Genomic DNA, 12,965 nt, shown 5'->3' on the forward strand with positions numbered 1-12,965 from the left:
GGCGGGCCAGGAGTTTTCTTATGGTTACGCTTGTTTTTTGATAGCAACCTCGGGATTGATTGGGGCAGCTTTTCGTTTTATGCGTACAGAAGACACTGTAAATACGATGAGCGCAGACCAGATGAATCCAAAGCTGATGAAATGTGTTTGGGTGAAAGGCTCACCGAACAAGAAAACAGCTGATAGGAGCGATATCGTAGGCGCCAAGTATTGAATGAAGCCCACAACGGAAAGTGGGAGTCTAGTCGCTGCTTGGGCGAACCAGTAGAGCGGCATGGCAGTAGCTACCCCCGCCAGTGTCAGCAACAAAAGTTGCCACCACGCTAAGGATGTCATCGTCTCCGTCCCATTGACCTGTAGCATCAACAAATAACCGAAAGCAATAGGGGCCACAAACAGTGTCTCCCACGCCAGTCCGACCATCGCCTCCAGCCGGACGAGTTTTTTCGCCAAGCTGTAAAAAGCAAAGGTCAGAGCAAGTGATAAAGAGACCCATGGAATCTCACCGTACTGGAAGGTGATGAACAGGACTCCGAAAGCCGCGAGTATAAGCGCGAACCATTGCCCAGCATGCATTTTTTCTTTTAAGAAAAGGACTCCAAGCAGTACAGTGATGAGAGGATTCATATAGTAACCAAGACTCGTTTGCATGACATGATTGTTATTCACTGCCCAGATAAAAATAAGCCAGTTTGCGCTGATTAGCAGTGAACATATCGCTAATGCTCCGAACATTTTAAAACCAGTAACCGCTCCCCACATACTGCGCCAGCGTTTCGTTACCTGAATAATGATTGCGACAAAAATAACCGACCAGACGATTCGATGAGCGAGTATCTCCCATGCCCCCATTGCCTGAAACAGCTTCCAATAGAGCGGGAGTAACCCCCAAGCCAAATAGGCCACAATTGCATAAATAATCCCCTGTCTCATCCTGCTCCTCCATGTGTTTCGCCTTCTCTTTCTCTATAGACGACTTTTAAACTTCTTCTCTATGAAGTAGTGTAACGGAAATACGAAAAAACAGCTATGTATTCTCACGTAAAAGAAGGTGTCCCCTACACTTTCATCCGTTACCATATTACCAATGCACGCAGCTATCTAATTACCTTAGTAGCATAGTAAAGTGCAGACAAAAATTTTATTGTACCACTTTTATACCTGTAGTACAATAGTCATTATTCTTCCGAGTTTAGTCATACGAAAGGAACTTTTACTTATGACATACTGGCGATCTATCTTTTTAGTTTTACTCGGTGCGTGCAGCTACGGTGTTCTCTCGATCTTCATGAAGCATGCTTTTCAACTCGGCTTTACGCCGTTTGAAATGAGTGGAAGCCAATTGATTTTTGGCGGATTGATCATGACGGTCATGGCCATCTTTTTCTCCAAGCAACGGTTTTCGTTCAAGTATTTGTTGCTTTTGGCACCAGCCAGCCTCATGATGGCCTCAACCAGTCTTTTTTACCATCAGGCTGTTAGCCGGGTTTCTGCTTCGCTCGCAATCGTTCTCCTCTTTCAGTTTACCTGGATCGGCGTTTTGCTGGAGGCGATTGTGGATCGCAAATGGCCGACCGCTGAAAAATGGGTGTCTCTGGCTATGCTTGGAGCAGGGACCGTTCTTGCAAGTGGACTTAGCGAAAGCGGAATTCAGAGTGTAGACATGGTCGGACTGATCTTCGGTCTGATGTCGGGCGCGACCTTTGCCTTGGTTATTTTCTTTAGCGGGCGAATTCTTCCAGGAATGGACCCCTACTTGCGAAGCGCGATTTCGATTAGTATGGCTGCCCTGATGCTCTCGATCGTTTATCCACCAACTTTCCTGGTAAATGGTCAGCTTCTGCAAGGTTTGCTGCCGCTTGGTCTTTTGGTTGCGATCTTCGGTTCGGTCATTCCCATCTTCTGTTTGGCTGTCGGTGTACCACGGATCGGCAATGGACTGGCTACCATTTTAAGTGCAGTCGAGCTACCCACCGTCGTGCTCTTGTCGAGCTTCGTACTTCAAGAGACTGTCTCTCTCCCGCAATGGGGTGGCGTATTCATGATCCTTGCTGCCATCTGCGTACCCCAAGTAAAATGGCGGAAACTATTCTCCCCTTCTCACGACCTCGAGCAGGAAAGAATGTAGCGCCGTTTCTTATAACCGCATACAAAAAGCGTGCAGACGAATTGGCTCTGCACGCTTTTTTTGATGATGCTCCCTCTTTTTATGGAAGGAAGGTAGAATCTTTGACTCGAATTTATTTACAAAGACTGCCACTCTAGGGGGAAAGCCTGCTGATTGGGATACGCAGCCACCGAAACTCGCCGTGCTCGTCTCCTTATTACAAGAACAACCTCAGAAGATACAAGCCGCTTACAAGGATCGATTAGAAGCAGAGTTTCCCGCAACGGAATCTGGCATGCATACGATTTCACAAGTGCTTGTCCGAACGATTTTTCACGAAGGGATGCACCTCGCCTCCCTCCATACAATCCGGAGGTGTCTAGACAAATGAATCAGATTATCACGCCGATTTTTCGTATGTTTGATGTTGAGAAGGCAAGAGAGTTTTACGTGGATTTTCTAGGTTTTCAAATTGATTGGGAGCATCGTTACGAGGATCATTTTCCTTTATACATGCAAATTTCCTCTCCATCGTGCACACTTCATCTGTCTGAGCATCACGGGGATGCTTGTCCTGGCTCAGCGATCCGCGTACAGGTAGAGGACATTGAGCTTTTTCATCAGTCCCTGTTGCGCCAAGAGTACAAGTATGCTCGTCCTGGTTTAGAGGAGACGCCGTGGGGAACGCGTGAAGTGAGCGTGACCGATCCTTTTGGCAATCGCCTTCACTTTTATCAGCCTGATCACTCGTAAACAAATACAAAGAAAGCCCAGCCGGAGTTCCTTTACAGGAGCCACCGCTGGGCTATTTCATTTTTACATTTTGAACATAAATAGATGGGGCGATCGATGGGACTTGAACCCACGAGTGCCGGAGCCACAATCCGGTGCGTTAACCCCTTCGCCACGACCGCCATATATAGGGTTTGCTTGGTGCGGTCGAGAGGACTTGAACCTCCACGGTGTTGCCACCACTAGAACCTGAATCTAGCGCGTCTGCCAATTCCGCCACGACCGCATATAAAAATGGTGGAGGCTGACGGGATCGAACCGCCGACCCTCTGCTTGTAAGGCAGATGCTCTCCCAGCTGAGCTAAGCCTCCAAATCACCTACAAGATGTAGGGATTTTTCTAAGTGACCCGTAGGGGATTCGAACCCCTGTATGACAGCGTGAAAGGCTGCTGTGTTAAACCGCTTCACCAACGGGCCAAGTAAGATGGCGGATGGAGTGGGATTTGAACCCACGAGACGGTTCGACACCGCCTACACGATTTCCAATCGTGCTCCTTCGGCCGCTCGGACATCCATCCATTGAGCATGCAAGCGTTCGCTTCGGCAAGAATTAATCTATCATATTCACAACATGATATCAAGTGATATTTTGAAAGTTTTTCCCTTTGTCCATCTCCGAGCCATTCATGTCAGGCGATTATCTATCGAAACGAAAAAAGGGAGATTGCCTAAAGCAACTTCCCTTCTTGTTCAATATGATACAAGTAGTATTCCTTTACAAGACGGAGTGATGTTCGTTGTCAAAAAGAAAACGCCGTTCAGTAGGCTTCCCCTGTTTGTACGGAAACTGGTGTGGGCCTGGATGCTCCGGGCCGGCCGCGCCAATTGATAATGTCGACAGATGCTGCAAGAGGCATGATGAATGCTATGTAAAGCACGGCTATTTCTCTTGTCACTGCGATCAGGAGCTCGTACGCTGCCTTCGAAATAAAGTAAACAACACAACGGAAAAAGGGAGAATGGCCGGAATCATCTCGAATTTTTTCTCTCGTACAGGGTGCTTTCCCAGCAATCCTCGCTAGCCTTTTCTGAATCGTTTTCCTTGTCAGTTTTCATCCAAAAAACGGTAACAACTTGGACATGATTCAGACATAATTACCTTGTTTTTCCTTGTATTTTTTTGGTACTCTATTGAATGTCCAAGGAGGGTACGCAACGTGGAATTGCACATACGAACAGACGCCAGTGTTGCACTGACGTTAAAGAGAGAAATTATTTGTCATGGTATTTCCCGTTTTTATGTCCGTCCATACGATGATGATCACGTTGAATTTATATTCCTATCACTCTCAGAGCACCAGAAGAAGCTGCTGTCTTATTCACTACGAAATTACAGCTACTGTCTAACATATCTAGCTTAATCGCTCTACGGCCATTTTTCTCCCCTTTTTTAAAGGGGAATTTTTATTCCCTTTTTTCGATGTATCCAAGACGGCGAACATCCTCTGCGGTCAAGTTATGCAAGGCATTCAAAAATTCGATTTGGAAACTGCCTGGACCTACTTCTGCTGCTTTCTCGGCTGCCAGCTGAGCAGCAACACCGTAGCATACCAATGCCGCAGCTCCTGCGATCAGCTTGTCTTTTGCAATGGCTGCAAACGCTCCCATAACAGACGTTAACAAACAGCCTGTTCCGGTCACCTTTGTTAAGATTGGATGACCATTATGGATCGAGTAAGTCTTTTCTCCGTCCGAAATAACGTCGACCTTGCCCGTAATCGCAACGATTGTTCTTAGTTTTTTCGCTGCTGCTCTCGCTAGGTCCTCGACATCTCCGCCAGCTTCCTTCGCATCTACACCTTTAATCTCCCAGCGCTCCCCGATGACATTCGCAACCTCGGCAGCATTTCCTCTAATGAAAGCAAGGTCGAGTTCCTGCGCAAGACGTTGACTTGTTTCGGTTCGATACGATGTTGCTCCCGCTCCCACCGGATCAAACAAAACAGGCACTCCATGCTGATTCGCGGATTTTCCTGCGATCAACATCGCTTCGATCTCGTGCTCATTCAATGTCCCTATATTCAATACAAGAGCTCCGGCGATCTTCGCCATATCTGCCACCTCTTGTTTGGCGTACGCCATGACAGGGGATGCACCGAGAGCTAACAAGCCGTTCGCTGTAAAGTTTGTGACAACTACGTTCGTTATGTTATGAACGAGTGGATTTTCCTCGCGCACTTTAATTAGTAATTGCCCGATTGTCTCCAGAATCATGATCGTTACCCCTTTCCTCCTGAACAGAGACTCGTGGAATCATCTTGTACACCTCGATGACTTCTCCTAATATAGAATGCTCTTGTATGACGCCAATGATGATATACGTGTGTTTTAAGATGGGTAATTCGCGCATATTCGCTACGATTTTCCACACCTTCCCATCATCATCCGTCACACTAGCACTGAACGAGACTCTTCCCGCCCCTTCTTTCAAGATATCCACGGCATCAAGCACTCCGCATATTTTCATCCGATCATCTGGATGCATGATCCGGTTTTCCTCGACCCATTTTAGCTTCATTTCTTCTACTTTTAGTGTTTTCCATCGATCAAGGAACTCCCAATCCTTGGAATGCGGAAATATATGCTTCGTTTGCTCAAGGAAGGTGTTGTACTCTCCGTGTAGCTGATCTACATAATCATCTACATCCTCAGAAATCACGCGAATCGAATTTTCTCCGCAAGTACGGATGTGGTGAGCCAGGTATTTGAAGGACTCGATCATGTCAAAGTTTCCCCAGCCCCAGGCCTGTTCGCCGAAAACTCCCCCCCGGGTTCGGCATTTTAGGCAGGTGAAGTAATAGTATGTAGGCATATCTGTTCCCCTATCTCCCCTATTTTGTCTCTCTTTTGGTATCGGTTGAGGAAGCGATGCAATTTATGTTACATTCGAACCTATTTTTTGAAACTTTTCAGCAATTTGTTCACAATTTAATTCCTGTATTTTAGTGTAAGTTAAATCACAAAAGGTGGCTCCCCCAAAATTTTCAGGAAGCCACTCTTCATTATACTCCTTTTATGGCAATAAGAGGGTTACATTTTGCTACGACAGAGGCAAGATTTGCTCCCACAACGGAATCAATGATTTGATCCACATCTTTATAGGCTTGCGGGCATTCATCAAGGATGGAAGCGAGCGAACGGTGATTCACCATGATCTCATCTTCCTGTCCCACGCGCATTGCCTGCTCGAATTGATCGATGGTCACAAGCTCCTTGGTTGCTTTGCGGGAACGAACACGCCCTGCACCATGACAGATCGAATAAAAGTTTTTGGCGCCAGCCTCCGATCCAACCATGATATAGGACGATGTTCCCATAGAACCTGGAATCAATGCTGGATGTCCCGTTTTACGGTAAGCCTTCGGATTTTGGAAATGGCCTGCTGGCAACGCCTTTGTCGCTCCTTTGCGGTGGACGAGCACCGGCGTATTGCGATGGGATTCTTTCAAGGCGTAATTATGCATCAGATCATACAGGACTGGTGTACGCGTCTCTCTACCAAAAATATCGCGAAACGCCTGCTCTACTGAAAATCCAATCATATGCCGATTCGTTACCGCAAAGTTCAGCGCGGAGTACATCAAATTCAAATACTGTTGCCCTTCCTCGCTTTGGATCGGAGCATACACCAGGCTTGGCTCGGGATTATGAATCCCCCATTTGTACATAACTTCCTTGAAGCTTTTGGTGTAATCCCTCCCTAACATAGCCCCCCACGCCCGCGAACCGGAATGAATCATGATGACGACCTGGCCGTCGAACAGTCCCCACGCTTTGGCAATTTCCCTGTTCTCCTCCGCGATCTCGATATGCTGGATTTCAATAAAGTGGTTACCGCCCCCTAATGTTCCCAACTGGCCCCAGGCACGACTCCAAGATTTTTGCGGTATTTGCTCCAGGAAGGAATGGTCGAATTCAAATGTGTACTTTTCCACATGCGAGAAAGAACGGCTAAAGGTGTCAGGCGCTGCTTCTGTGTCTGGAATGTAGTTGCTCGGCAGTCCTTGTAAGCCATGCTTCACCACTTCCTCCAAGCGAATATCCGTAAAATGCGTATTTCCCCGCTCGTTTGTCGGGACGTACGCTTCGATCGCTTCGATCAATGCCCGCTTTAGGCTCTTGTCTTTGAGGTCGTCTCGATGCAAGGGAGTCAGATGCAGACGCATTCCACATCCAATGTCTGATCCGACGATGGATGGCGAGACAAATCCATCCGAAAGATTCCAAACCGCTGTCGTCCCAATGCAAGTCCCAACGCCTACATGCGCATCAGGGGTATACGAAAAATAAACATTTCGCGGAATACGCAAATTATTGTCTGCCATTTGGTATACGCGTTCACCGAAGCTCGCAAAGACTTCGTCATTCGCAAAAACGTGCACATTTCCATGCTCCAGCTTCACTTCACGATGGTTGTTTCCATGCAAAATTGTTTTCATCATTATTTCTCCTGTCTCTCACAGCTCGCTGTTTTTCATACCCTTATTTTCCATCTGCGCATGTGATTTGAACATGGTAAAAGTATTACGAACCTCACTTTCTCATTGACTTCTCTTAAGCCTCTTCGTAATATGAGGACTAATTTGGAAATAAATGACGAGTGAATAAGGATGAGTGTAATGGCACGCGAAAGCTTTGACAAAGAGCTGCAATTGCTCCGTCTCCTGTTTTTAACCGCTGGTGCCTACAATCGGCAACAGTTAGCCGAGCGACTCGGGATCTCCGTTCATACGCTTGATAAAACGATGAAAAAGCTGAAGGACATCCAATCGACCTTTTATCAGCATGTCGGCGATGAGGAGAAAAAAGAGTATTACACGCAGCTTCGTTACAACTATTTTGAGGTGACGGACAATTTCTTGATGTTTTTGTACCATGCGAAATCATTGAAGGATTCGGAAGTAGAGCGACTTTCGCACATCTTGGAAAAGCTTAAACAACAGCCCCTCTCCATTAAAGAATTACTGGAGACGTTTGTAGATACAGAGCCCGATGAAAAAACAATCCGCCAGGACATGAAATACCTCGAAGAAATTGGTGTGATAAAAAATGTTAGTGAGGTCAGACCGTACGTTTATCAATTCGATGACGAGCTACTGGACTCATTGACGGACGACGAGCTTTTGGATCTGTATGATTTCATCGACTTCATGGCCAATACCCAACTGCCGGCTGTCCCTGGTTATCTTCTGCAAGAAAAAGTGAAACGCTATCTCAAGCATCGCTTGAAGTTAACCGATGCATCTGCGTTTTTATACAAATATCATTTCGTCTCACGTATTCTCGATGAATATCAAGCTTTACTTCTCACGGAAGCCATTCGTCAGCGAAAAATCGTTGAATTTCACTACTACACGCCCAAACGCCGGAAGTTTTACGATTCTCAAAATACGAATCCGACATTCCAACGGGATACAACAGGGCAACATCAAAAAGCAATTCCACTCCGGGTTATTTTTGATCATCAATACGGCAGATGGTACTTGCTGGCACAAGGATGCGGCAATGGTCCGCTGCGCAAATACCGTGTGGAAGGTATGACCAAGCTCGTAACAGGCAAATCCGTTACGCCGGAAATCTTCACTTCCTTGCAAGCAAGTGCGGATGAGCGTATTGCGCACAGTTGGTTGATTGATACCGGAAAACTCGTAACGGTACGCCTTCGCTTTTTTCAGCCTCGCGACACGCCTCATTCCTTTATCCAAGAGCGAGTGGAGGCACAGGGGCAATGGGGGATTGTGACAGAAGAATCACGGGAGAGCTTTGTGTACGAGATAAACGTGAACAGCACGATGGAAATTACACCGTGGATTCGCAGCTTCGGTTCGAGCGTGGAAGTTCTTGAACCGCTGTTTCTTCGCAAGCAATTCCAAAAAGAATGGGAGGAGCTGCTCGCCTACTATGAATCTGTTTGACAAGATACATAATTACCAGCTAGTGACACGACTGGATGAAGCGGGGGTTTATCCAGTCACCTCACACGAAAAAGCGTGGCTCTCCCTGATGCTGGCGAATCCGTCTGCGTCAGAAATTTTCGAGCCCGCTACACTCGATAAGCTTCGCCGTTTGACACATACGCCAGAAAATGAATGGACCGAACAAGAACGATTCGTGGAAAAAGCGCAGACACAGGCCAAACAGCTCTGGAGTCCACTCGTGCGCACCCTGCGACGAATCATTCTCGGCAAGAATCACATAAAAATAACCGCAGCCACGAACAAAGGCCCGGTTTTTCGCAATCAACGAGGGGTTCCCTACAAGCTGGAATATTCACTTGCCAAGAAGGCCTGGTACCTGATCTGGCTAAACATGTCTACCAATCGCCTGATCACGACTCCGCTGCATCTCATTCGCTCCGTCGATGAGCTTTACATAGAAGATGTATGGTATGACAGTTTTTTACCGGCTATTTTGGAACAGATCCAACAGCGCAAGCAGATGGCAAAAATTGTGGTCATCCGTCGTTACAACGCTGAGCTCCAGCGCATATTGTACGCGTTTTCCTGCTTTGACAAAGAGGTCGCTTTTGACCCAGAATCGCAGGTGTACACGATCACCCTGCACTTTCTATCCGACGAACAGGAGTTTATTTTATCGCGCATTCGTTTTCTCGGCCTGCGGGTAAAAGTAGTAGAAAACGATCAACTCAAACAGCGAATGGCAGAGTCGGCAACGAACGCCTTGGCAAGATATACTGAAACTCTACTTTAATTGTCCCGAAAAATCAGGAAATCATACCCTATTCGATTTCCTGCATTTCCCTTATCATAGTTCAGGTGAGATATAGCTAATCCAAGTCAGAGGTAGAAATGATGAAAACAACATGTAAACAAGCGTCCCTCCTATGTGGGCTATGGCTTAGTCTGTCATGGCCGTTTCATACGGAGCCGGCGCAAGCAGCAAGTGTCATCCAGGCAAAGGTGGTCGCGACCTCTCTGAACGTTCGCAGTGAACCAGCCCCCAATGCTTCTGTTGTCGCTACCGTGCCGCAAGGAGCCGTCGTGACCATTACGGATGAAGCATACGGTTGGGCAAAAATTAGATACAATCAAAAGGTAGGCTGGGTCGCGGGGTATTACTTGCAAAAAGGAGCGGTAACGAGTGCGGGTTCAGCTTCTTCACCAGCCAATACAGCCGTTGCCAAAAGCCAGCAAGGTACGGTTTTGGCCGATTCGCTTCGAATGCGCAAAGGACCAAGCACGAGCCATGAGATTGTCCTCTCGCTACCCAGAGGAACCCGTGTAGATATTTTGAAAAAGCAAGGTGACTGGATCCAAGCGAGAACTTCTAATGGACAGACAGGCTGGGTGTCTGCGACATATATTGGCGATGCCAAGGTCAACGCCAACGCTCCGGTGACCAAAAGCACCAAATCGCCAGGCTTAAAAGGAAAAGTCATCGTCATCGACCCGGGACATGGCGGTTCCGATGTCGGGACACAGGGAACGAAGTGGAACAGCATGGAAAAAACGTTGAATTACAAAACGGCCACGCTACTCGCCAGCAAGCTGCGCCAACGTGGTGCGCAAGTCTTCATGACGAGGACAAGTGATACAGAAAAACCTTCGCTAGCGCAGCGTGTCGCTTTTAGCGAATCAAAGGGAGCAGATGCCTTCATTAGCATCCATTACAATTCTTCTGTGAAGCCAAATAGCGGTACCCTTACATTTTATTATTCGCAAGGCAAGGATGAGCCATTAGCTCGAGCGATTGAGTCTCGCTTGGCAGGTGGCATCGGTTTAAGAAGCAACGGCATTTCATTCGGCAATTATCACGTCCTGCGCGAAAACAATGATCCGTCCGTCTTAATTGAGCTTGGCTTTCTATCGAATCCAAAGGATGAAGGCATCGTCCGTACATCGTCCTATCAGGACAAAGCTGCTCAGGCGATTACGGAAGCCCTAGCAGATTACTTCGGGCGATAATCGTACGGCTGGACATTGTAGGAGAATAGCTTCCGCTCGAATTTCCCTTTGGCACCAATGATCTGATACCAGGTCTCGCCGATCAACAAGTCGGTAGCGAAATCTTTGTCCAGCAGATTGGTGATCGTCTCCATGACCGCTTTTTCATTGTCCTTTTGGATTTTCAACGACAAGGCCAGGACGAAATATGCCTGGTCTTCTTCCATTTCCAACAGATGCAGACGGGCTGTACCACGGCGTTTGGCATTGAAACCCTCGATCACATTCGACAGCCCTTTTTTTGCCTGCACTTTATACTTTGTCGCTTCCCTCCAAGAGGAAATAACCGCATCGTACAGCGAAAACGTCAGAATGAAATGGCTGGCGTAATCGTTCGGGCTAAAAGGCTCCGGTCCCATTTGCTTCTCATCCGCCGGTATGACGACGAATGCTTTATAGTTGCTAAAAAACGGATCGCTCATGGCAGGTCCTTTCCATCGATAGTATCTGTGTTGGTTAGTATCCACTAGGAAAGCAGGATATTATGTACAAAAACGGTCATAAACGCTCAAAAGACCAAGTCGACATGAAAACCGACTTGGCCTTTTGCTTGCTTTTGTATAGGCATGTTTTTCAACTGAATATCTACTCATTACCGGTGGGTCATCGAGACGCTTCCATGCCCGTGCTCCTCTTCCATGACCTCCACGCCTGCACCATGATTGACGGTCCAGGTGATGACTTGGCTGGAAATGACAACGGCCAAAATGGTATACATCATCTCTTTCATCGGTACGAACCAGAACGACATGCAAAGCACAATAACGTCCAGTAAAAGAAAGACCGTACCAATGGACAATCCCGTGTACTTACTGATCAACAGGGAGAAAATATCGTCTCCACCTGTCGCAGCTCCATAGCGCAGAACCAATCCGGTACCTAGCCCGGTCAATACACCGGCCAAGACAGACGCCAGCGGCATCATTCTGCTCATATCCATGACAATCGGTGAAAATCGTTCAAACAAATCGTAAAACACGGTAAAAGCAAGTGATGCAAAAATGGTGTCCCAAATGAACTGGCGGCCTCTTACTAACCAGGCAACCAAAAACAGTGGAATATCTAGCAAAAGCATCACCATCGCTGGCGACAAGTCAAAGGCGTATTTCGCCAGTAACCCCAAGCCAACAAACCCACCTTCAGACAAATGGTTCTGAAAGTTAATGTGATAATACGCAAAAGCAAGTAAACAAGCTCCAAACAAAATCATACTATAACGCTTAGATAACTGCAGCGCTCTCCTCATCATGGTTTCCTCGCATTTTTGTCGGTTTAGGCACAGACGACCAACCGACTACCGAGGAACATCGCAAGCATAAGTCGCTACTCATACAAATGGCCTCGCTTTCGTAGTAGATTAGTCGTCTTCAGTGACGATCGACTACTACGAAGCTAGATGTAGGAGAGGTCAAAACGTTTCCAGATCGTCCTATGGGGACGCATGGTATCCTGATCCCTTCCATGGCTTTTCTTGTATTATATCATAAAAAAGGTGAAAAGACGATTCGAAACCGTCTTTTCACCGCGTTAAAATCGGAAAGCTTGTCCTTTTAGTTCCACCGGAATTCCTGCTGTGACAAGAAAAACTTGATCGGCAACAGCTGCCACGCGCTGATTCATCAGCCCCGCCAAGTCTCGGAACATACGGCCTAACGGATGTTGTGGGACGAGTCCGTCGCCCACTTCGTTTGTCACCAGCAAAACGGTGCCATGGTAGTCTTTTAGCTTGTTTACCAGCACATCCACCTGCTGGAGCACACCCTCAAACGACTGCTCCTCCTGATCATGCAAAAGCCAATTGGAAAGCCAAAGGATCAAGCAATCAATCAAAATCACTGTCTGCTGTTCTTGTATGTCCTTTTGTGCTCCGAGCTTCGTCAGCCATTCTGTCAATGCATACGGCTCCTCAATCGTTTGCCAAGGAAAGTTGGACTGCAAGCGGCGGTCGCGATGGTGCAAGATCCGCTCTTCCATTTCCTCATCAGTGATTGGTGCGGTCGCGATGTAAACACCCGAGGAGCCCAAATGAGCCGCGTATTTTTCGGCAAACGTGCTTTTTCCGCTGCGTGCTCCACCTGTTATCAGTACGATCATGCTTTTG

12 protein-coding genes and 5 tRNA genes are annotated in these 12,965 nt (G+C 47.2%); 5 read left to right on the forward strand and 12 right to left on the reverse strand.

Features of this window, described 5'->3' with window-relative positions; genetic code table 11:
• Positions 1–24: 24 nt before the first annotated feature.
• The gene (rarD, locus tag BBR47_RS19620) at positions 25–933 is read right to left on the reverse strand and encodes an EamA family transporter RarD (RefSeq protein ID WP_015892178.1); all 909 of its coding nucleotides are present in this window, start codon (positions 931–933) and stop codon (positions 25–27) included.
• Positions 934–1,219: 286 nt separating this feature from the next.
• On the opposite strand from rarD, the gene BBR47_RS19625 reads away from it, so the two are divergent.
• Together BBR47_RS19625 and BBR47_RS19630 are read left to right on the forward strand one after the other, a co-directional pair.
• Positions 1,220–2,128 (forward strand): EamA family transporter, encoded by a 909-nt coding sequence (locus tag BBR47_RS19625; protein WP_015892179.1) that lies wholly within the window; start codon positions 1,220–1,222, stop codon positions 2,126–2,128.
• Positions 2,129–2,494: 366 nt separating this feature from the next.
• Entirely contained in the window at positions 2,495–2,860 is a 366-nt protein-coding gene (locus BBR47_RS19630; protein ID WP_015892180.1) for a glyoxalase superfamily protein, read from the forward strand.
• A gap of 85 nt (positions 2,861–2,945) precedes the next feature.
• Here the strand turns inward: BBR47_RS19630 and BBR47_RS19635 are convergent.
• The 8 genes from BBR47_RS19635 to BBR47_RS19670 form a co-directional block, all read right to left on the reverse strand.
• Positions 2,946–3,021 (reverse strand) — tRNA-His (locus tag BBR47_RS19635).
• Between the two features lie 17 nt (positions 3,022–3,038).
• A tRNA-Leu gene (locus BBR47_RS19640) sits at positions 3,039–3,125 on the reverse strand.
• A gap of 9 nt (positions 3,126–3,134) precedes the next feature.
• A tRNA-Val gene (locus tag BBR47_RS19645) sits at positions 3,135–3,210 on the reverse strand.
• 33 nt (positions 3,211–3,243) lie between these two features.
• Positions 3,244–3,317: transfer RNA gene (locus BBR47_RS19650), tRNA-Glu, on the reverse strand.
• Positions 3,318–3,325: 8 nt separating this feature from the next.
• Positions 3,326–3,418, reverse strand: a tRNA-Ser gene (locus BBR47_RS19655).
• A gap of 886 nt (positions 3,419–4,304) precedes the next feature.
• Entirely contained in the window at positions 4,305–5,114 is an 810-nt protein-coding gene (gene thiM, locus BBR47_RS19660) for a hydroxyethylthiazole kinase (protein WP_015892181.1), read from the reverse strand.
• Positions 5,080–5,622, reverse strand: coding sequence for a hypothetical protein (locus tag BBR47_RS19665; protein WP_231850498.1), 543 nt, complete (start codon positions 5,620–5,622; stop codon positions 5,080–5,082). The genes thiM and BBR47_RS19665 overlap by 35 nt, the downstream gene beginning before the upstream one ends.
• 280 nt (positions 5,623–5,902) lie before the next feature.
• Positions 5,903–7,339 (reverse strand): RtcB family protein, encoded by a 1,437-nt coding sequence (locus BBR47_RS19670; RefSeq protein WP_015892183.1) that lies wholly within the window; start codon positions 7,337–7,339, stop codon positions 5,903–5,905.
• A 180-nt stretch (positions 7,340–7,519) separates the two neighbouring features.
• On the opposite strand from BBR47_RS19670, the gene BBR47_RS19675 reads away from it, so the two are divergent.
• The 3 genes from BBR47_RS19675 (at position 7,520) to BBR47_RS19685 (ending at position 10,825) form a co-directional block, all read left to right on the forward strand.
• On the forward strand, positions 7,520–8,815 hold the full coding sequence (locus tag BBR47_RS19675) for a helix-turn-helix transcriptional regulator (RefSeq protein ID WP_041749529.1): 1,296 nt from the start codon (positions 7,520–7,522) through the stop codon (positions 8,813–8,815).
• On the forward strand, positions 8,802–9,611 hold the full coding sequence (locus BBR47_RS19680; RefSeq protein WP_015892185.1) for a WYL domain-containing protein: 810 nt from the start codon (positions 8,802–8,804) through the stop codon (positions 9,609–9,611). The genes BBR47_RS19675 and BBR47_RS19680 overlap by 14 nt, the downstream gene beginning before the upstream one ends.
• Positions 9,612–9,712: 101 nt before the next feature.
• A complete protein-coding gene (locus BBR47_RS19685) occupies positions 9,713–10,825 on the forward strand; it encodes an N-acetylmuramoyl-L-alanine amidase (RefSeq protein WP_015892186.1) in 1,113 nt (370 codons plus the stop codon).
• Here the strand turns inward: BBR47_RS19685 and BBR47_RS19690 are convergent.
• From BBR47_RS19690 to cobU, 3 genes are all read right to left on the reverse strand, one after another.
• On the reverse strand, positions 10,810–11,286 hold the full coding sequence (locus BBR47_RS19690) for a hypothetical protein (protein WP_041749530.1): 477 nt from the start codon (positions 11,284–11,286) through the stop codon (positions 10,810–10,812). The genes BBR47_RS19685 and BBR47_RS19690 overlap by 16 nt on opposite strands.
• Positions 11,287–11,456: 170 nt before the next feature.
• Entirely contained in the window at positions 11,457–12,113 is a 657-nt protein-coding gene (locus tag BBR47_RS19695) for a YitT family protein (protein WP_015892187.1), read from the reverse strand.
• A 278-nt stretch (positions 12,114–12,391) separates the two neighbouring features.
• Positions 12,392–12,958: a bifunctional adenosylcobinamide kinase/adenosylcobinamide-phosphate guanylyltransferase gene (gene cobU / locus BBR47_RS19700; protein WP_015892189.1), complete on the reverse strand. Its 567-nt coding sequence runs from the start codon at positions 12,956–12,958 to the stop codon at positions 12,392–12,394.
• Positions 12,959–12,965 lie beyond the last annotated feature (7 nt).

It is taken from the genome of Brevibacillus brevis NBRC 100599 (assembly GCF_000010165.1).
Lineage (GTDB): Bacteria > Bacillota > Bacilli > Brevibacillales > Brevibacillaceae > Brevibacillus > Brevibacillus brevis_D.

What these genes read in the sequence shown, in the direction of transcription:
- rarD (WP_015892178.1), bottom strand. Translation starts at nt 933, where the DNA reads ATGAGACAGGGGATTATTTATGCAATTGTGGCCTATTTGGCTTGGGGG.
- BBR47_RS19625 (WP_015892179.1), top strand. Translation starts at nt 1,220, where the DNA reads ATGACATACTGGCGATCTATCTTTTTAGTTTTACTCGGTGCGTGCAGC.
- BBR47_RS19630 (WP_015892180.1), top strand. Translation starts at nt 2,495, where the DNA reads ATGAATCAGATTATCACGCCGATTTTTCGTATGTTTGATGTTGAGAAG.
- thiM (WP_015892181.1), bottom strand. Translation starts at nt 5,114, where the DNA reads ATGATTCTGGAGACAATCGGGCAATTACTAATTAAAGTGCGCGAGGAA.
- BBR47_RS19665 (WP_231850498.1), bottom strand. Translation starts at nt 5,622, where the DNA reads ATGATCGAGTCCTTCAAATACCTGGCTCACCACATCCGTACTTGCGGA.
- BBR47_RS19670 (WP_015892183.1), bottom strand. Translation starts at nt 7,339, where the DNA reads ATGAAAACAATTTTGCATGGAAACAACCATCGTGAAGTGAAGCTGGAG.
- BBR47_RS19675 (WP_041749529.1), top strand. Translation starts at nt 7,520, where the DNA reads ATGGCACGCGAAAGCTTTGACAAAGAGCTGCAATTGCTCCGTCTCCTG.
- BBR47_RS19680 (WP_015892185.1), top strand. Translation starts at nt 8,802, where the DNA reads ATGAATCTGTTTGACAAGATACATAATTACCAGCTAGTGACACGACTG.
- BBR47_RS19685 (WP_015892186.1), top strand. Translation starts at nt 9,713, where the DNA reads ATGAAAACAACATGTAAACAAGCGTCCCTCCTATGTGGGCTATGGCTT.
- BBR47_RS19690 (WP_041749530.1), bottom strand. Translation starts at nt 11,286, where the DNA reads ATGAGCGATCCGTTTTTTAGCAACTATAAAGCATTCGTCGTCATACCG.
- BBR47_RS19695 (WP_015892187.1), bottom strand. Translation starts at nt 12,113, where the DNA reads ATGATGAGGAGAGCGCTGCAGTTATCTAAGCGTTATAGTATGATTTTG.
- cobU (WP_015892189.1), bottom strand. Translation starts at nt 12,958, where the DNA reads ATGATCGTACTGATAACAGGTGGAGCACGCAGCGGAAAAAGCACGTTT.